The following is an 18,152-nucleotide window of genomic DNA, read 5'->3' as shown; positions in this document are numbered from 1 at the left end:
GTAAGGCGGCTGAGATGGCTGCAATACCAATCAAAATGGGTAAAATAAGGAAGCGAAGTCATGTGGATTGATTACATCGCCATGAAGTATTTGCATTTACTCACGGTGGTCATCAGTATTACGCTGTTTGTACTACGTTTCTTCTGGAAATGTCGTGGTTCAGCTATGATGGACAAACGCTGGGTAAAGATAACGCCACATATTAATGATACGCTGCTATTTGTCAGCGGCATTGTATTGATCTTTATTACCGGATTTTATCCTTTCAGTCCGCAAGGAACATGGCTGACTGAAAAGCTGTTTGGCGTTATTATCTATATCCTGCTTGGCTATGTCGCATTAGGTAAGCGAACCCGCAGCCAGAAAAGTCGCTGGCTGGCCTTTATACTCGCATTGGGTTGCCTGTATTTAATTGTCAAACTGGCAACAACTAAGTTACCACTGCTGATGGGATATCTATGAGTCGCATTGCTGATTTCGAATTTAACAACGCGTCCCTGTGTGAGGGGGTGCTACTGGTTACCCAGGAGATTCGACAGAATTTTCCACTGGCTGATGTGCGCAATCAACTGCAACAGCTGGTCGATGATGCCAAGGCTGCGATGCCCGAGGGGCTCAATCAGGATCAGCAATTAGAAGTGCTTATCGATCTGTTCTACCACCAATGGAAATTTGGTGGTGCAGGTGGCGTTTATCGCCTGTCTGATGCTATCTGGCTGGATAAAGTGCTGGATAAACGGCAGGGGACTCCGGTGTCGCTGGGGGTTATTTTCTTGCATATTGCACATCAGCTGGACTTGCCGCTGATGCCAGTCATTTTCCCAACCCAATTAATTCTTCGTGCCGACTGGCTCGATGAAGAGATGTGGCTGATTAACCCACTGAATGGTGAAACACTGAACGAGCATGTGCTGGAAGTGTGGATCAAGGGTAATCTGGGGCTGAGTGCCGAATTGGAAGATGAAGATTTGGAAGAAGCGGAAAATACCCTGATTGTACGCAAAATGCTCGACACACTAAAAGCGGCATTAATGGAAGAGAAGCAGATGGAGCTGGCCTTGCGGGCCAGTGAAGCGGTATTGGCTTTTGATCCCGATGACCCGTATGAAATCCGCGACCGTGGTCTGATTTATGCCCAACTGGATTGCAATCACATTGCTATCTCGGATTTAAGCTATTTTGTTGAACAGTGCCCAGAAGACCCTATCGCTGAAATGATAAAAATGCAGATCCACTCCATTGAACAACAGCGAGTGACGTTGCACTGATTCTCTTTTCTATAGCGGATGTGGCGCAGCATCGGCGACAGGATTATTGCGCTATTTGTTGCGGCTAAGCTGCTGTCATTAATCTCGATTTACCCTTTATAAAGGTATTAGTATGAAACAGAAAGTGGTTAGCATTGGCGATATCAAGGTAGCGAATGACCTGCCTTTCGTGCTGTTTGGTGGCATGAATGTGCTTGAGTCCCGTGATCTGGCGATGCGCATCTGCGAGCATTACGTAACTGTGACCCAAAAACTGGGTATTCCTTACGTTTTTAAAGCCTCGTTTGACAAAGCCAACCGTTCTTCAATTCACTCTTACCGTGGTCCAGGCCTGGAAGAAGGGATGCGAATTTTCCAGGAACTGAAACAGCAATTTGGCGTAAAAGTCATCACTGACGTGCATGAAGCCAGTCAGGCTAAGCCAGTATCCGAGGTGGTCGATGTTATCCAGTTACCGGCATTTTTGGCGCGCCAGACCGATTTAGTCGAAGCGATGGCCCGCACCGGTGCGGTTATCAACGTTAAGAAACCTCAGTTTGTCAGCCCGGGCCAAATGGGCAATATCGTCGAGAAGTTCAAAGAAGCCGGTAATGACCAGGTTATTCTTTGCGATCGCGGTAGCAATTTCGGTTATGACAACCTTGTGGTTGACATGTTAGGCATCAATGTCATGGTGCAAGCAACGGGCGGCCACCCGGTGATTTTTGACGTGACCCATGCTTTACAATGCCGTGATCCGTTTGGTGCTGCATCTGGCGGTCGTCGTGCACAAGTTGCGGAACTGGCTCGTGCGGGCATGGCTGTTGGCTTGGCAGGGTTGTTCATTGAAGCACACCCAGAGCCAAACAGCGCTAAATGCGATGGCCCATCAGCACTGCCATTAAACAAACTGGAACCTTTCCTGGTGCAGATGAAAGCGATTGATGATTTGGTCAAAAGCTTCCCAGAGCTAGATACCAGCAAGTAACTTAATATTCTCGGTATTTAGCGTGAATAAATAAAAGGCAGCGTAGATAACTACACTGCCTTTTTTGATCGCCATAATAATGCTGTCAACTGGACTAAGCTTTGGCGCGTAAAACGTCCAGGGCCTCTGGCAATGAGCCATAGAAACTCAACTTGCCCTCAATTGGCTGCACTCTAGCTCTTGCCAGCGTCTTCAGCGGCTGGAAAGGTATATCTGTGATGATGAGTTGCTGATGTTCATTCAGCGCCTCAGTGAAGCGCAGGAAGGCATTTAGACCCCCCGCATCCAGCACCGGCACGGCATCCCATTGCAGAATAATCGTTTCGTAATGTTCACTACGGCTCAATAACTCGCTAAATATGCGCTCAGCCGCGGCGAAAAACAGCGGCCCGTTAACCCGCAATATCAAGGTGTGCTCATTCATTTCTGTCGGTATTTCACTTAAGCGCGTCATGCGGGCGATACGGCGCATGAATAGCAATGAGGCCAATACAATCCCCACAGTGATAGCAATCACCATGTCGAATAAGACTGTCAGGCTCATACACAACAGCATCACGATGATGTCGTCTTTGGGGCCACGCCGCAGTAAATCGACAACTTTGTGCGCCTCACTCATGTTCCAGGCCACTATCAACAGTAAAGAGGCCATGGCAGCTAACGGCAGATAAGACAGCATCGGCGCCAGAACCAGTAAAGCCAGCAGCACCAGTAGGGCATGGACAATGGCCGATACAGGCGACGTTGCCCCGGCGCGGACGTTGGCCGCTGAGCGCGCTATGGCGGCGGTGGCGGTGATGCCACCAAAGAATGGCGCGACCATATTGCCCAATCCTTGCCCAACCAATTCACTATTTGAATGGTGTTTTTGCCCGGTCATGCCATCAAGCACCACCGCGCATAACAATGACTCAATCGCCCCTAACATGGCCATCGAAAAGGCCGCCGGCAGTAGTGCAGAGAGAGTGGCCCAGTTCAGGACAAACTCTTGCCCGTTGGCAGCTGGAAGGTGCCAGGGAAGGACAAACTGCGGCAGAATAGGGGGGATGCCGTGGCCTTGAGTACCATCAGCCAGCAAATAGCCAAAACGTGAGCCGATAGTGGCAACTTGATGATCAAACAGCGATAACAGGCCCATAACGGCGGTGCCAGCAACCAATGCAGGTAAGTGACCCGGTAACTTTAGTTTTAATCGTGGCCACAAAATTAGCACCATCAATGTGACAGTGGCAATTAACGTATCACTGAAGTTGATGGTCGGCAGTGATTGTGCGAGTGCTGCAACTTTGCCAACATAGTTTTCCGGCACTTCCTCCATGTGAAGGCCAAAGAAATCCTTCACTTGCATGGTGGCAATGGTGATACCGATCCCCGAGGTAAAGCCCAGAGTCACTGACAATGGAATATATTCTATTAAGCGCCCTAGTCGCCCTAATCCCATGCACAGTAAAAATATCCCCGATATTAATGTGGCCAATAATAAACCCGCCAAACCAAATTGCTGTGAAACGGGATAAAGAATAACCACAAAAGCGGCAGTCGGGCCAGATACGCTATATCGCGAACCACCACTAACAGCAATAACGATCCCGGCGATAGCCGAGGTATATAAGCCGTATTGTGGGGGAACACCACTGGCAATCGCCAGTGCCATAGCCAATGGGATGGCAATAATACCGACGGTGACACCGGCAATTATATCTTTGAGAAGTCTTTGAAGTGTATAGGTTTCTCGCCAGCAAGCGTCAATAAGCGCGCTGAACGGCCTAATGCCGTTAATTCCGTGCGTTTTCATCTAAGGTGCAAACCAAATAAAGAAAAGACAAAATAAATGGCGGGCCAATATGGGTCCGTCTCGAGTAGCTAATAACAACGATACGCCAATTCGCAGGATGAGATCTAGATGTATATCAATCTCTGGCGGAAAAATAGATAACCGTCCGTTTTATAAAGTGGTTTAAATGAACAGATTCACAGCTGGCAAGAGAATTTACGCTATCAGCAAATGAAAAGTAGCTATTATCCCCTATAGCACTGTTTATCCACCTCAAGTACCAGAAACTGAATAATAAGCATTAAGTGCCGATAAATCTGGCGCAATTGGATGAGAATTAAGTAATTAGGAGATATCTTGTTACCTGAGGAGAGAGGCAGGCCGCATAATGAAATTATTCAGGAATAAAGGCTATCTCACAGCTAAGATCTAGATTAGAAACTAGAGCCATTGCCAAATTGAATGTTTAGGAATTGCAATGAATAACTTAAAATTAAAAAGCGAACTAATGTTAGTCGCCAGTTGGCAACATCAATATCGGTCAGAATCAACATATAAAATTCAAAGGACTGATGCTACGCCATGAGTGAATTAGAATCTCTATCAACGTTATATCGAGATGCTTGTGTAACCTATGCGACACTCTCTATTAGTTATTTTGCCTTAAGTAAAAATAGCGCTTTTTCTTACGATGGTGACATTTGGAAACGCATCGTGTTTGGCTTTGCTTCGGGGTTGGTTTCACTCTATCTCAATCAAGACCAGTGGATTATTTCCGGGTCATTCTTCTACAGCTTCGAGCTTATCCCGATTATTTTGGTTACCTTTTATGGTGGCTGGCTCAGTGGTTTGACTGCGCTGGTGATGAACTTTGCTTTTACCGGCTGGATTACGCTAGATAACATTTTAATAACGATAGCTTTTATTCCTCTTTTATTCTCTAAGGTATGGGAGAAAAAGAGTAATCGCATATTCTACATGACGATTATTTTAATCGCGATTTACAGAATGATCGCCGCTTTATTACTCGTACCGCAATCACTTACCTGGACTCAGGTCATGGTATATCAGCTGATTTCTGTGCTCTGCTTGGCTATTTGTTATCATGCGTTGAATTTTAAAGAGCGCCATATTTACGCCTATTTCTCGATGAAGAATCGAGCAAATACTGACAAATTAACGCAATTAAATAACAGAGCCAGTGTCGATTATCGGCTGACGGCAATTCATAACAGCCGTCAGGCATGTGGCCTGATGATTTTAGATCTTGACCATTTCAAATCTGTTAATGACACCTATGGACATAACGGCGGTGATATTTTGCTGACGGCGGTTGGCAAGTTATTGATGTCAGCTATCAGGGATGAGGATTTTGTCGGCCGCTATGGCGGAGAGGAGTTTATTATTATTACTCATCGTCATGAGCCACAGGCTATTAAAGCCGTTGCTGAGCGCATTCGACAGCGAGTTGAGGACTTAACGGTAGAATTGTCTGATGGACGGACAATAAAGGCGACCATTTCTATTGGCGCTTCACTTTATCTACCGGGAATGTCGATGCTAACAGCACTGAAAATGACCGACGAAGCACTGTATCAAGCTAAGAATCAAGGCCGCAATCAAGTGGTTTATAGCCGCTTAATGCCGTTTTCTCCACTGGGGGATCGCACGGTGAAAGAGAAGCGCCGCCGCTAGTCATAACGGAGCAGCAACCAGATGGGGCAGCAAAGAAAAAGGCCCTGACTTTCGTCAGAGCCTTTCGCTCGAATATGGCGGTGAGAGAGGGGTTCGAACCCTCGATACACTTACGCGTATACACACTTTCCAGGCGTGCTCCTTCAGCCACTCAGACACCTCACCGTACGTTACCGCGCTATGCACTGCAACGGGGCGGTACTATAGTGACCGGCAGCCTGATGGTCAAGCAGTATTTATTCGTTGTTTGTCATCTGGTTATTCTGCACTCATATAGAAGAATTCGCAGGCGAATTATGCCTACTTAACGCCAATATCTGGCTGCGGACGGGGAATCCACCATCACATAATCTGCTCCCAGCGTGTCAGCTAACTGGTAGTCTTTATAAGAATTGACCCCCATTAATAGCACTTTGGTGTCTTTGTTTAGTTTAAAACATGCCATGGCTGGCTGATTCCAAATCAACTGTGATCGTGATGAGCCTCTACCAAGGGTATACTTTTCGACCACTCTGACATCACGCTTTAATTCAAAGGCATGATACTTATCAGGCTCATTGACCAACATATCCTCGGGGATTTTAGTGATTTTGCAGTCATTGGCCATAATGACATTAGTGAGAATTCGGCGGGTAAAATTTCGTGTCTCAAATTTATTAATATATTCCGGCAGGGCTGCCAAATATTTTTTCTCGGTAGAGTAAAATGTCACTCTATCGAGAGAATGCGTCTCTTTTATCAGCTTATCGAGTATTCCAGCCATGATAATGGGGGCGGTATCAGGTGATTTAATATCCAGAAAAAACTTTGCATCTGGATAGGACAGAATTGTTTCTCGCAATGAAGGTATCTTTATTCCTTTACCTCTATAAATATATTGGCCTTGAATATTAAAGGCATATGCAGCATCTAATTGCTGCAAGTCCTCCCAAGAGTAGTTGGAGACCGGGCCATTGCCATCAGTCAGTTCTTTAAGGTCACTGGGACGATATAATACCGGAATACCTTCTTTACTAAATTGGATGCTTAGCCATACAACATCGGCTTTATTATGTAGCGCCATACTGATGGCGTGATGGGTATTTTCTGGATGATCTGCTGTTCCGGCCCGGTGGGCGACAATCAATGGGGACGCAAATACAGAACTAAAACCGAAGATTAATAATAGCGAACCAATATATAGCCTCATGCGTTATACCTTTGTAGTTTATATTTTAGGGAGATATAAACTACCTTGTAGCATGTAATTTGAGCTGCTAGCGCAATCAATTAATAACAGAGATTATTCATAATCGATGAGGCGACTTGCTGCTTATGCAGCGTGACATTTACATGGAATAACCATGGAAGAGATAAGATAGCCCAGTGTGTAGGGGAAGAAAAAATGAAAAAAAAACGGCAATCTGATTAACCGCCTTGGGGGAAAACACCAAGTTTGTCATCGATTGCCGCTTATTAACTGCTTTAATATGGCGGTGAGGGAGGGGTTCGAACCCTCGATACGCTTACGCGTATACACACTTTCCAGGCGTGCTCCTTCAGCCACTCAGACACCTCACCGTGTTACTGCTATCAACCACGTTATCCGTCGTCGACCGGCGTAATGTAGGCAAAAGTGTGCCCAGCGTCAACCCTCTTATGTGCGCTTTGCTGCTGTTTAGCTAAAGTTGCAGCAGTTTGCTGATTTCATCGGCATTTCTTGCTAGTAGCACTTGCATCTCAACGATAATCGCGGAAATCTAACAGGCACTTTCGCAAGGAGCTGGCAAATAATGAATATTATTTTTTATCACCCGTTTGTTGAAGCAAAACCGTGGTTATCAGGGCTGCAATCCCGCTTACCTACCGCGAAAATTAGGCAATGGCGACGTGGTGATACACAACCGGCGGATTACGCACTGGTTTGGCAGCCACCACAAGAAATGCTGGCAAAACGTGTTGAGTTAAAAGGGGTTTTTGCGCTGGGTGCCGGTGTGGATGCTATCTTGGATCAAGAGCGGCGTTATCCGGGAACATTACCTGCCGGAGTGCCATTAATTCGGCTGGAAGATACCGGAATGTCTTTGCAAATGCAGGAATATGTCGTTGCCAGTGTATTGCGCTATTTCCGCCGAATGGACGAGTATCAACTGCAACAACAACAGAAACAGTGGCAGCCCTTGGAACCTCACCAGCACGACCGATTTACCGTGGGTATTCTTGGCGCGGGGGTATTAGGTAAAAGTGTTGCCCACAAGCTGGCTGAGTTCGGCTTTACAGTACGTTGTTGGAGCCGGACACCAAAAAATATTGATGGTGTAGTCAGTTTTGCCGGTAAAGAAAAGTTGCCCGCGTTCATTCAAGGGACACAATTGTTGATTAACCTGCTACCGAATACCCCAGAAACTGCCGGGATCCTTAATCAGTCACTCTTTTCACAACTGAATGCCAATGCCTATATCATCAATATTGCCCGTGGGGCACATCTGTTAGAGCGGGACTTATTGGTAGCCATGAGTGCGGGTAAAATAGCGGCGGCGACATTAGATGTGTTTGCTGAAGAACCTTTGCCGTCAATGCACCCCTTCTGGAGCCATCCGCGGATTACCATTACGCCACACATTGCCGCGGTAACCTTACCCGAAGCCGCAATGGATCAAGTGGTAGCCAACATTCATGCTATTGAAGCGGGCAGGGAACCGGTCGGTTTGGTTGATGTGGCACGAGGATACTGATTCGTGGCGCTCCTGAGTTCACTGGGGTGATTGGCAGGTGAGGTTTTTAGCACTGTTGATGAGAAGAATTCCTGCTATCATTAGCGGACTATGCTTTGCCTGCAAAAAATCTATCTCGCCTTAAAAGACTTTGTGGAGTAGTCATGTATCCTGTTGATTTACATATGCATACCATCGCCAGCACCCATGCTTATAGTACCCTGCACGATTATATCGCCGAAGCTAAGCTGAAAAATATCAAACTGTTTGCCATTACTGACCACGGCCCGGACATGGCCGATGCTCCCCATTATTGGCATTTCATGAATATGCGGGTATGGCCACGGCTGGTTGACGGTGTTGGGATCTTGCGCGGCATCGAAGCGAATATTAAAAATCTGGACGGCGACATTGATTGCACTGGGCCTATGCTTGATGCTGTCGATCTGCTGATTGCCGGTTTCCATGAGCCGGTGTTCCCGCCCCAAGATAAGGCTGCCAATACCCAAGCTATGATTGCTACTATGGCGCAGGGCAATGTGCATATCATCAGTCACCCCGGAAATCCTAAGTATCCCATTGATATTAAAGCTGTTGCTGAAGCCGCAGCTCACTACGATGTGGCTTTGGAATTGAATAACTCATCTTTTGCACATTCACGTAAGGGCAGTGAAGCTAATTGCCGTGCCATCGCTGCCGCGGTGCGAGATGCTGGTGGCTGGTTGGCGCTGGGTTCTGACTCCCATATTGCTTATTCATTGGGGATTTTTGAGCACTGCGAACGTATTATTGCCGAAGTGGATTTCCCACCAGAGCGGATTCTGAATGTCAGCCCACGTCGTTTACTGGATTACCTTGAGCAGCGTGGTCGTCCTGCTATCCCTGAGTTGGCTGAGTTATAGGTTAAATAGTGACGTTGTCACAAATGTGATTTTAAAATAGATAAGAAACAGGAAGATGTAAATGAATGATTTTTCTCTGGTGTGCCGCATCCTTGGGTCACTGTTTTATCGCCAGCCACAAGACCCGCTGCTGGAACCTCTGTTTGCATTGATAAGCCAGGGGAAGTTAGAACAGCATTGGCCGCTGGAGCAAAGTGAATTACTGGCTCGCTTACAGCAAGAGTATCAACCTGAAGTGTTGAGTGCCGATTATAACTCGCTGTTCGTGGGTGACGAGCGCAGCGTTTCGCCTTATGGCTCTGATTACGAGGATGCTCGCCCTGAATCTGAGGTCAGAGCCTTCCTGCAACAGCGCGGTATGCCGCTGGGTGACGGGCCAACTGACCATTTTGGTGGGCTATTACTGGCGGCATCCTGGCTGGAAGATCAAGCGGCTGAAGATGAAGTTGCGGCACAAACTGCGCTGTTTAGCGACTATTTACTGCCATGGTGCGGCCGTTTTCTGGGTAAAGTTGAAGCTCATGCCACCAGCGGATTCTATCGCACGTTGGCACAGTTAAGCCGCGAAGCATTGCAGGCGATGTGGGATGAGTTGTCTGAGGCAGATAACCCGGAGGAATGATTTCGAGCTCCTCCAGAGTTAATCTGCTCATAATAAGCTGGGGGTAGGATTAGTCAGTCAGTGGGATGACTAATTGCCCCGGCTTAACTTCTAAACCTTTCGCCAGCTTTTTCGCCATTGCTTCCGCTTTACTCTTCTCACCGTCTAACACATAGGCCGGTTGTTGATCAAAATACGACTTCAACGACTGATTTAAATAAGGTGTCAGCGCTTTCATCACTGAATCCATCTTTTCCGGTTTGACCTGATAATCAGTCAGTTCCATATCTTTGAGGAAAATAGCGCCTTTTTCACGATCAAATGTTGGCTGTGCTTTTAAGGTCAGTGTCATATCAGCAGTTTGCGGGCCAAGGATCGAGGTGATATCCACTTTAGCATTGCCGGTTAATGTCACTTTACCGGGTTCGGCGCGGCCAATCTGGCTCTGCAATTGGGTCAGGGTAATATGAGCATCCACCAGACCCGGAATACCAATCTGTTTTTCGTAATTATTATGCTTTTGCAGATAGTCATTAACTTCCTGCTCGCTCAGGGTGTACTGCGTCAGTTGGTTGCAGCCAACCAGTGTTGCCGTCACTATCAGCGCCGCTGCGCCCCACATTAATTTATTCATTAAAGCCTCGTAGCAATATGTACTCATCACATCAAACAAAAAGAATTTGCCCAATAGTAACCGGTTAATCAGCTGTTTTGTATTATTAACCCTGTTTGTTCAATGACGGTTTGGGATGGAGGGCGATAGTGCGGCAGTATTGGGTCATTGCCAATCAGATAACCCTGAATCAGAGAACATAGAAATGAGAGGAAAAGCGCCGGAGACAAAACGGCTCCGGCGAGTAACCGACTAACTTCCGCTCAGCATCGCCGACTCAATGCGGCGCTGATTGAATTGCCAGTAAAGCCCGACCAAGGTGATTAAGCCAATCACGCCGAGCAGGAACCAAGGTAACTCCGGCATTTCAAGGGTTCGGCCGGTATCATACATCCACCCGCCGCCGGTATAGCCAATTGCACCACCCAAAGCCAGCCCAAGACGGCTAAAGCCCATATAGCTGCCGCGAGCACGGGAGTCTGCCAGTGAAGCCCCCAGAGTTTCGCGTGCTGGCTCGGCAATAATAGAGCCCATATAGAAGAAGCAAATAAACATAAACAGGGTTTGTAGCTGGTTAATCAGGCCAATAGGGAACAGGCTTAATGTCATGATCAACAACCCGAACATCAAACGCTGTTCAAGGCGAAAACGTTTTTCGCTCCAACGAGCAATCGGATAGAGCAGGGTTAGCGAAAGTGCGGCTTCTATGGCATACATCCATTTCACTGCCGCAGGTGAACCGGCAATTTCATTTACTATGATAGGTAACATCAACATCACCTGCACCGATAGCATGTAATAACCGGTCAGCGTTAGCACATAGGTGACAAAGCGGCGATCACGCAACACCCGCATCATGCCCTCTTTCATTGGCGCTCGCACGGTTGAGATGCGATAGGCGGGCAGCAACCAGAGATTCCATCCTGCCGCCAAGATGAAGATAACTGCCCCGGTCCAACAGACAAAATGGAAGTCATATTGCAACAGCCAACTGCCGATCAGTGCGCCAATCACCGCACCGGCGCTGTCTTGCATCATTAGTATGGAGTAAAAACGGCCACGTTCATGAGGGCGAGTGAGTTTAATCACCAACGCGGTACGCGGTGGGTCAAATAAGGTGCCACCTAAGCCAGACAGTGCGCAAGCCAACCACAATATCCAGGGTTCATCTGCCATTGCCATGAGTGCAAAGCCCGCCGCGCGCATCAGCATGCCAGTGACTATCATCGGTTTAGCACCGAAGCGGTCTGCAATCGCGCCGCCGAAAATCCCCAACCCTTGCTGGACCAGTTGCCTTAATCCCAAGGCTAGACCCACCAGCACCGCAGCCCACCCCAATTGATCGACGAATCGGATAGATATGAGTGGGAAGACAACGAAGAAACCCAACACCACTAATAAGTTATCGAGCAATAAAAAGTACTTACCCAAGCTGCGAGCTTGCGATACCAAGGCCATGCTTCACCGTCAGAAATTAAAAAGGGAGGGAATGGAAATAACGCTTATAGTTTGTACCCTAATTGTCGAGAACTCTAGAGGGTAGATTGATAATATTTTTTTATCGTCAATACGTTACCTCACCAGCAATTTCATAATAAAATGCAATTTAAGCCCTTTTGTTGCGTAATTTTGTTGTATTGATGTATGGAAAGCGCGCAAGTGTGGTTTTACGCGGCAACGACGTAGCAGGTATATTGAAGAAAAAGCGTGTCGCGAAATCAAGTCCGGCGCATATCTCAAGGGGAGCAGATGTTCGGCTATCATTCAGCAACACCTAAAATACGCCTGATAACTGACCGTATGTCACTGCGGCTGGTTAATGAACGTGATGCTTACCGCATGGCGGAGTATTACGCTGAGAATCAGGCTTTTCTAAAACCGTGGGAACCGGTGCGCGACCAAAGTCACTGCATGCCTTCGGGGTGGCAAGCGCGGCTGGGCATGATCATGGAGCTGCAAAAACAGGGCAGCGCCTACTACTTTATTTTGTTAGACAAAGAAGAAAAAGAAGTGCGTGGCGTAGCGAATTTCAGCAATGTATTGCGCGGCTCATTCCACGCCTGCTTCCTGGGCTATTCATTAGGTGAACGCTGGCAAGGCCAGGGCTTAATGTTTGAAGCCCTGCAACCGCTGATTCGCTATATGCAACGCCAAGAGCGGATGCACCGTATTATGGCTAACTATATGCCGCATAATCATCGCAGTGGCAGTTTACTTGAGCGCCTTGGATTTGAGCGCGAAGGTTACGCGAAAGATTATTTACTCATTGATGGTCAATGGCGCGATCACGTGCTGACGGCTTTGACTAACAAAGAATGGACGTCAACTCGCTGAGGTCAGGATGAAACACAGTTTAAATGCACAGGAAGCCAGAGTTATTGGCTGTTTGCTGGAAAAACAAGTGACGACGCCGGAGCAATATCCGATGTCGCTTAACGGCGTAACTATTGCCTGTAATCAGAAAACTAACCGCGAGCCGGTGATGGAGCTGTCTGAGTCAGAAGTGCAACAGACGCTGGATTTCCTACTGAAAAAGCATCTTATCCGTACCCAAAGTGGTAACCGGGTAATGAAATACGAACATCGTTTTTGTAATTCTGAGTTTGGTAATCTTAAATTTTCACCCGCTGAACTGGCGGTGATCACCACGTTATTACTGCGTGGCGCCCAGACGCCGGGTGAATTACGTACCCGAACCAATCGTATGTATGAGTTTGCTGATGTGGCTGAAACTGAAGAGGTTCTGACTCAGTTGTCCTTACGCGAAGATGGGCCATTTGTGGTGCGTCTGGCTCGTGAGCCGGGGAAACGTGAAAGCCGCTTTATGCATCTATTCAGTGGTGATATTGCGCCTACGTTGTCAGTGGAAGAAGGTGTCGAAGGGGGCAGCAGCGCCCTTGAAGCTCGCGTGGCTCAACTTGAGCAGCAGGTGATTGCACTAACACGACGTCTGGATGAAGTGCTGTTGCAACTGGATGATTAATAAGGATGCTATGAAAAAGCCCTCTATTGGCAAAAAACTGCGGGTTGGCATTGTCGGCCTTGGTGGGATTGCGCAAAAAGCCTATTTGCCCCTCTTGACGCAAGAGCTGGATTGGCAGTTAGTGGGGGCATTCTCCCCGAATCAGGCTAAAGCACAACCGGTGTGTGACAGCTATCGAATGCGCTATTTTTCGCGGTTGGATAGCTTAGCGGCGGATTGTGATGCCATTTTTGTCCACAGCAGCACCGCCAGCCATTTTCAGGTGGTGAGTGAGTTATTGCAGGCTGGTATTCATGTTTATGTCGATAAACCGCTCGCCGAGACAATCGAACAGTCCGAGCAACTGATTGCCCTGGCGGCGAAGCAGCGTTTGGCCCTGATGGTGGGGTTTAATCGTCGTTTTGCGCCATTGTATCAGCAGCTTAAGCAAAAGATGAATCAGCCGGCCTCCCTGCGGATGGAGAAACATCGTCAGAATGGTATTGGGCCACATGATGTTCGTTTTACGCTGCTTGATGACTATCTGCATGTGGTTGACACTGCACTGTGGCTAGGTGGCGAGTCGGCAACCTTGATGACCGGCTCGGTGCAAGCAAATGAGCAGGGGCAAATGCTCTATGCGGAGCATCTTTTTCAGGCGGGTAACTGCTTAATTACCACCAGTATGCATCGACATGCTGGCACCCAGCGGGAAAGTGTACAAGCTGTCAGTCCCGGAGCCTGTTATCAAATTACCGATATGCGCCAGTGGCAACAGGAGTTTGAAGGGCAGGTGATCAGTCTACCCACACCGGGCTGGCAAACCACACTGGAACAGCGCGGGTTTAGTGGCGCAGTTCATCACTTTATTACCGCAGTGAGTAACCAAACCGCGCCACAAGTCTCTGGTGAGCAGGCTATTTATGCACAGCGGATGATTGAGCGTATTTTGCAGCAATAGCAATATGGGCGTAAATAATAACGGGCCATTAATTTGTTACATCTATCAGTGGCTATTCAGTGTTGATTACGTAGACTAGCGCCAGTTTTGTCATCCAAGTCTATTAGAAAAATCTATGAACCTATTGAAATCACTGGCTGCTGTCAGTTCTATGACCATGTTTTCCCGCGTATTAGGCTTTGCTCGTGATGCGATTGTGGCACGGGTTTTTGGTGCGGGTATGGCAACGGATGCTTTTTTTGTGGCATTTAAATTGCCCAATTTGTTGCGCCGTATCTTTGCTGAAGGGGCGTTTTCACAGGCTTTTGTGCCTATCTTGGCCGAATATAAAAGCCAGCAGGGTGAGGAAGCCACACGAACATTTGTGGCATACGTCTCTGGTCTGTTGACCTTGATTTTGGCAGTGGTCACGGTGTTAGGGATGCTGGCAGCCCCGTGGGTTATTTTTATTACTGCCCCCGGTTTTACCGATACACCGGATAAGTTTGCGCTAACTTCTGCACTTTTGCGGGTGACCTTCCCGTATATTTTGCTGATTTCATTGGCATCATTGGTCGGTGCGATCCTTAATACCTGGAACCGTTTTTCCATCCCGGCTTTTGCGCCCACCTTTCTGAATATCAGCATGATAGGTTTTGCGCTATTTGCTGCCCCTTATTTTAACCCTCCGGTGATGGCACTGGCTTGGGCTGTGGTGGTCGGTGGTGTCCTGCAATTGGGCTACCAGTTACCTCATCTGAAAAAGATAGGGATGTTGGTATTGCCAAGGTTGTCATTGCGCGATGCCGGAGTTTGGCGTGTGATGCGCCAAATGGGGCCCGCGATACTCGGGGTATCCGTTAGCCAAATTTCGCTGATCATAAATACTATTTTTGCATCATTCCTAGTCTCAGGTTCAGTGTCATGGATGTATTACGCTGACCGCCTAATGGAGTTCCCATCTGGTGTGTTGGGGGTGGCTTTGGGGACAATTCTGTTGCCCTCGCTGGCCAAAAGCTTCTCTAGCGGTAACCATGATGAATACTCCAAACTGATGGATTGGGGGCTGCGCCTGTGCTTCTTGCTGGCATTACCCAGTGCGGTCGCCTTAGGCATTCTAGCCAAGCCGCTGGTTGTTTCGTTATTCCAGTATGGGAAATTCAGCGCTTTTGATGCGGTTATGACGCAACGTGCGCTGGTGGCTTATTCCGTCGGTTTAATGGGGCTGATTGTGGTAAAAGTGCTGGCTCCGGGCTTCTACTCGCGCCAGAACATTAAAACGCCGGTCAAGATTGCCATTATCACCCTGATATTAACTCAGGTGATGAACCTGATTTTCATTGGGCCGCTTAAACATGCCGGTTTATCACTGTCGATTGGCTTAGGAGCTTGCCTGAATGCCAGCTTGTTATATTGGCAATTGCGTAAGCAAGATATCTTCCAGCCACAACCAGGCTGGGCGGTGTTCCTAACCAAATTGGTTATTGGTGTTATCGTGATGTCTGCGGTGTTACTGGCATTGCTGTGGGTGATGCCAGCGTGGGATATTGGCGGTATGGCATATCGTTTACTCCGGCTGGCTGCTATCGTGGTGGCGGGGGTTATTGCTTATTTTGGGGCGCTGGCCTTACTTGGGTTTAAACTGCGTGATTTTGCGCGCAGAACCAACTGATTTTACAGTAATAAAAAAGGCCCCTCGGGGCCTTTTTTTTAGTAATGACTAGCGATAAAAACTACATGCGTTCAACGGTCTGAATGCCTAAGGTATCCAACCCTTGTTTCAAGGTTTTGGCTGTCAGCATGGCCAGTTTCAGGCGGCTCTGGCGGCTTTCTTCAGTTTCTGCATTCAGGATTTGGCAGTGTTCATAGAAGCTTGAGAACAGACCGGCCAAGTCATACAGATAAGAACACATCACGTGTGGTGTGCCTTCACGGGCCACGGTGGTGATAACTTCTTCAAACTGCAACAGGCGGGTTGCCAGTGCAGCTTCACGGTCTTCTGTAATGACCAATGGCAGTGTCAGGCTGTTTTCATCGACTCCAGCACGCTTAAATATGGAAACCACGCGAGTATAAGCATATTGCATATAAGGTGCGGTGTTACCATCCAGTGCCAGCATGTTATCCCAGTCGAAGATATAGTCGGTGGTGCGGCTTTTTGACAGATCGGCATACTTCACCGCACCGATACCGACAGCTTCAACCACCTGCTTCAGCTCGTCCGCAGGCATGTCAGGGTTTTTCTCAGCAATCAGCTTGCCAGCACGCTCGATGGCTTCATCCAGCAAATCGGACAGTTTGACGGTACCACCGGAGCGGGTTTTAAATGGCTTGCCATCTTTACCTAACATCATGCCGAACATATGGTGCTCTAGTGGCACGGATTCAGGGACATAACCGGCTTTACGTACGATGGTCCAAGCTTGCATCAGATGCTGATGCTGACGGGTGTCGATGTAGTACAGCACACGGTCGGCACCCAGTGTCTCATAGCGATATTTGGCACAAGCAATGTCAGTGGTAGTGTAGAGGTAGCCGCCATCTTTCTTCTGGATAATGACGCCCATTGGCTCGCCATCTTTATTTTTATACTCATCCAGATACACGACGGTTGCGCCATCACTTTCCACCGCCAGACCTTTAGCTTTCAAGTCAGCAACAATGCCGGGCAACATGGCGTTATATAAGCTTTCACCCATCACATCATCTTTGGTCAAGGTGACATTCAGACGATCATAAGCAATCTGATTTTGTGCCATGGTGATATCCACCAATTTGCGCCACATCTGACGGCAATACTCGTCGCCACCTTGCAGTTTCACCACATAGGCACGGGCGCGCTGGGCAAACTCTTCATCTTCATCATAGGTTTTCTTGGCCTGCTGATAGAAAAGCTCCAGATCGGATAAGCCCATATCGCTGGCGTTTTCATTCTGCATTTTTTCCAGATAGGCAATTAGCATACCGAACTGAGTACCCCAGTCACCGACGTGGTTAGCGCGAATAACATGGTGGCCCAAGAACTCTAAAGTTCGTACCGCCGCATCACCGATAATAGTTGAGCGCAGGTGGCCCACATGCATCTGTTTCGCTACGTTAGGTGCCGAGTAGTCGACCACGATAGTTTGTGGCTCAACTGGCGCAACCCCCAATTTGGGCGCAGTCAGCGCATGCTCTACCTTACTGGCAACCCATTGGCGATCAAGGAAAATATTGATAAAACCGGGACCGGCAATTTCAACTTTGCTGGCAATGCCGTCAAGATCGAGCAGTTCAATGACTTTTTCTGCCAGTTGTCGGGGTTGCATACCCAGTTTTTTGGCAACGGCCATAACGCCGTTAGCTTGATAATCGCCAAATTGCGCTTTGGCAGATTGGCGAACTTGAGCTTCGCTGCCTGCTGGAGCACCTGCTGCAATCAGCGCCTGGCTGACTTTATCTGAGAGAAGAGCCTGAATATTCACCGGGTTACCTTAATTACGCACAAAAGACACACAAGAGCATCTGTGTGCCAGTTAATTCAAACGGAGCCAAAACATGACACCACAAAAGAATGACCAGCGGCGTGATGGTCTGACACAACGTTAGTCACAAGATGGCAGGATTTATACCATATTTGACCCCCGACGTCAGCATCAGGCCTACGGTTGCGGCTAATCTATTTGAGGCGCCTATTTTGACTGAAATGCCGCAGACAATTTTATTAGCCATGAATAATGTAAAGTCATAAAACAGTC

16 protein-coding genes and 2 tRNA genes are annotated in these 18,152 nt (G+C 47.9%); 11 read left to right on the top strand and 7 right to left on the bottom strand.

Annotated features, from left to right (window positions below):
- Positions 1-60 precede the first annotated feature (60 nt).
- The 3 genes from N0H69_RS15325 to kdsA all read left to right on the top strand — a co-directional run bounded on the left by N0H69_RS15325 (position 61) and on the right by kdsA (position 2,235).
- On the top strand, positions 61-462 hold the full coding sequence (locus N0H69_RS15325; RefSeq protein WP_004708579.1) for a SirB2 family protein: 402 nt from the start codon (positions 61-63) through the stop codon (positions 460-462).
- Entirely contained in the window at positions 459-1,268 is an 810-nt protein-coding gene (sirB1, locus tag N0H69_RS15320; protein ID WP_050107276.1) for an invasion regulator SirB1, read from the top strand. Before N0H69_RS15325 ends, sirB1 begins: the two co-directional genes overlap by 4 nt.
- 112 nt (positions 1,269-1,380) lie before the next feature.
- Entirely contained in the window at positions 1,381-2,235 is an 855-nt protein-coding gene (gene kdsA, locus N0H69_RS15315; protein WP_050107275.1) for a 3-deoxy-8-phosphooctulonate synthase, read from the top strand.
- A 94-nt stretch (positions 2,236-2,329) separates the two neighbouring features.
- On the opposite strand, the gene dauA is transcribed toward kdsA, so the two are convergent.
- On the bottom strand, positions 2,330-4,030 hold the full coding sequence (gene dauA / locus N0H69_RS15310) for a C4-dicarboxylic acid transporter DauA (protein ID WP_050151720.1): 1,701 nt from the start codon (positions 4,028-4,030) through the stop codon (positions 2,330-2,332).
- A gap of 561 nt (positions 4,031-4,591) precedes the next feature.
- Between dauA and N0H69_RS15305 the strand changes: the two genes are divergently transcribed.
- Complete coding sequence (locus N0H69_RS15305; RefSeq protein ID WP_050151721.1) at positions 4,592-5,704, top strand: GGDEF domain-containing protein; 1,113 nt, start codon at positions 4,592-4,594, stop codon at positions 5,702-5,704.
- 75 nt (positions 5,705-5,779) lie between these two features.
- On the opposite strand, the gene N0H69_RS15300 is transcribed toward N0H69_RS15305, so the two are convergent.
- The 3 genes from N0H69_RS15300 to N0H69_RS15290 all read right to left on the bottom strand — a co-directional run bounded on the left by N0H69_RS15300 (position 5,780) and on the right by N0H69_RS15290 (position 7,264).
- Positions 5,780-5,869: transfer RNA gene (locus N0H69_RS15300), tRNA-Ser, on the bottom strand.
- A gap of 139 nt (positions 5,870-6,008) precedes the next feature.
- Positions 6,009-6,893: a glycerophosphodiester phosphodiesterase family protein gene (locus tag N0H69_RS15295; protein ID WP_050151722.1), complete on the bottom strand. Its 885-nt coding sequence runs from the start codon at positions 6,891-6,893 to the stop codon at positions 6,009-6,011.
- A 281-nt stretch (positions 6,894-7,174) separates the two neighbouring features.
- Positions 7,175-7,264: transfer RNA gene (locus tag N0H69_RS15290), tRNA-Ser, on the bottom strand.
- A 212-nt stretch (positions 7,265-7,476) separates the two neighbouring features.
- Between N0H69_RS15290 and ghrA the strand changes: the two genes are divergently transcribed.
- The 3 genes from ghrA (at position 7,477) to N0H69_RS15275 (ending at position 9,921) form a co-directional block, all read left to right on the top strand.
- On the top strand, positions 7,477-8,418 hold the full coding sequence (gene ghrA, locus N0H69_RS15285) for a glyoxylate/hydroxypyruvate reductase GhrA (protein ID WP_050151723.1): 942 nt from the start codon (positions 7,477-7,479) through the stop codon (positions 8,416-8,418).
- Between the two features lie 143 nt (positions 8,419-8,561).
- Positions 8,562-9,299, top strand: coding sequence for a phosphatase (locus N0H69_RS15280; protein WP_050107270.1), 738 nt, complete (start codon positions 8,562-8,564; stop codon positions 9,297-9,299).
- A gap of 61 nt (positions 9,300-9,360) precedes the next feature.
- Complete coding sequence (locus tag N0H69_RS15275) at positions 9,361-9,921, top strand: TorD/DmsD family molecular chaperone (RefSeq protein ID WP_050151724.1); 561 nt, start codon at positions 9,361-9,363, stop codon at positions 9,919-9,921.
- A 49-nt stretch (positions 9,922-9,970) separates the two neighbouring features.
- Here N0H69_RS15275 and N0H69_RS15270 read toward each other — a convergent pair whose 3' ends face one another.
- Both N0H69_RS15270 and mdtH read right to left on the bottom strand, forming a co-directional pair.
- Entirely contained in the window at positions 9,971-10,534 is a 564-nt protein-coding gene (locus tag N0H69_RS15270) for a lipoprotein (protein WP_050098186.1), read from the bottom strand.
- A gap of 231 nt (positions 10,535-10,765) precedes the next feature.
- Positions 10,766-11,971, bottom strand: a complete 1,206-nt coding sequence (gene mdtH / locus N0H69_RS15265; RefSeq protein WP_050122137.1) for a multidrug efflux MFS transporter MdtH — start codon at positions 11,969-11,971, stop codon at positions 10,766-10,768.
- Between the two features lie 291 nt (positions 11,972-12,262).
- On the opposite strand from mdtH, the gene rimJ reads away from it, so the two are divergent.
- The 4 genes from rimJ to murJ all read left to right on the top strand — a co-directional run bounded on the left by rimJ (position 12,263) and on the right by murJ (position 16,087).
- A complete protein-coding gene (rimJ, locus tag N0H69_RS15260; RefSeq protein WP_050151725.1) occupies positions 12,263-12,847 on the top strand; it encodes a ribosomal protein S5-alanine N-acetyltransferase in 585 nt (194 codons plus the stop codon).
- A 7-nt stretch (positions 12,848-12,854) separates the two neighbouring features.
- Entirely contained in the window at positions 12,855-13,496 is a 642-nt protein-coding gene (locus tag N0H69_RS15255) for a YceH family protein (protein WP_050146444.1), read from the top strand.
- On the top strand, positions 13,489-14,436 hold the full coding sequence (locus N0H69_RS15250) for a Gfo/Idh/MocA family protein (protein WP_050122140.1): 948 nt from the start codon (positions 13,489-13,491) through the stop codon (positions 14,434-14,436). The genes N0H69_RS15255 and N0H69_RS15250 overlap by 8 nt, the downstream gene beginning before the upstream one ends.
- Before the next feature lie 115 nt (positions 14,437-14,551).
- Complete coding sequence (gene murJ / locus N0H69_RS15245; protein WP_050122141.1) at positions 14,552-16,087, top strand: murein biosynthesis integral membrane protein MurJ; 1,536 nt, start codon at positions 14,552-14,554, stop codon at positions 16,085-16,087.
- Positions 16,088-16,148: 61 nt separating this feature from the next.
- On the opposite strand, the gene argS is transcribed toward murJ, so the two are convergent.
- Complete coding sequence (gene argS / locus N0H69_RS15240; RefSeq protein WP_050107263.1) at positions 16,149-17,879, bottom strand: arginine--tRNA ligase; 1,731 nt, start codon at positions 17,877-17,879, stop codon at positions 16,149-16,151.
- Positions 17,880-18,152: the final 273 nt, after the last annotated feature.

This window comes from Yersinia alsatica, from assembly GCF_025133195.1.
Taxonomy (GTDB): Bacteria; Pseudomonadota; Gammaproteobacteria; order Enterobacterales; family Enterobacteriaceae; genus Yersinia; species Yersinia alsatica.
Note: the sequence above shows the minus strand (reverse complement) of the source record. Positions and strands in the feature narration are given on the sequence as shown.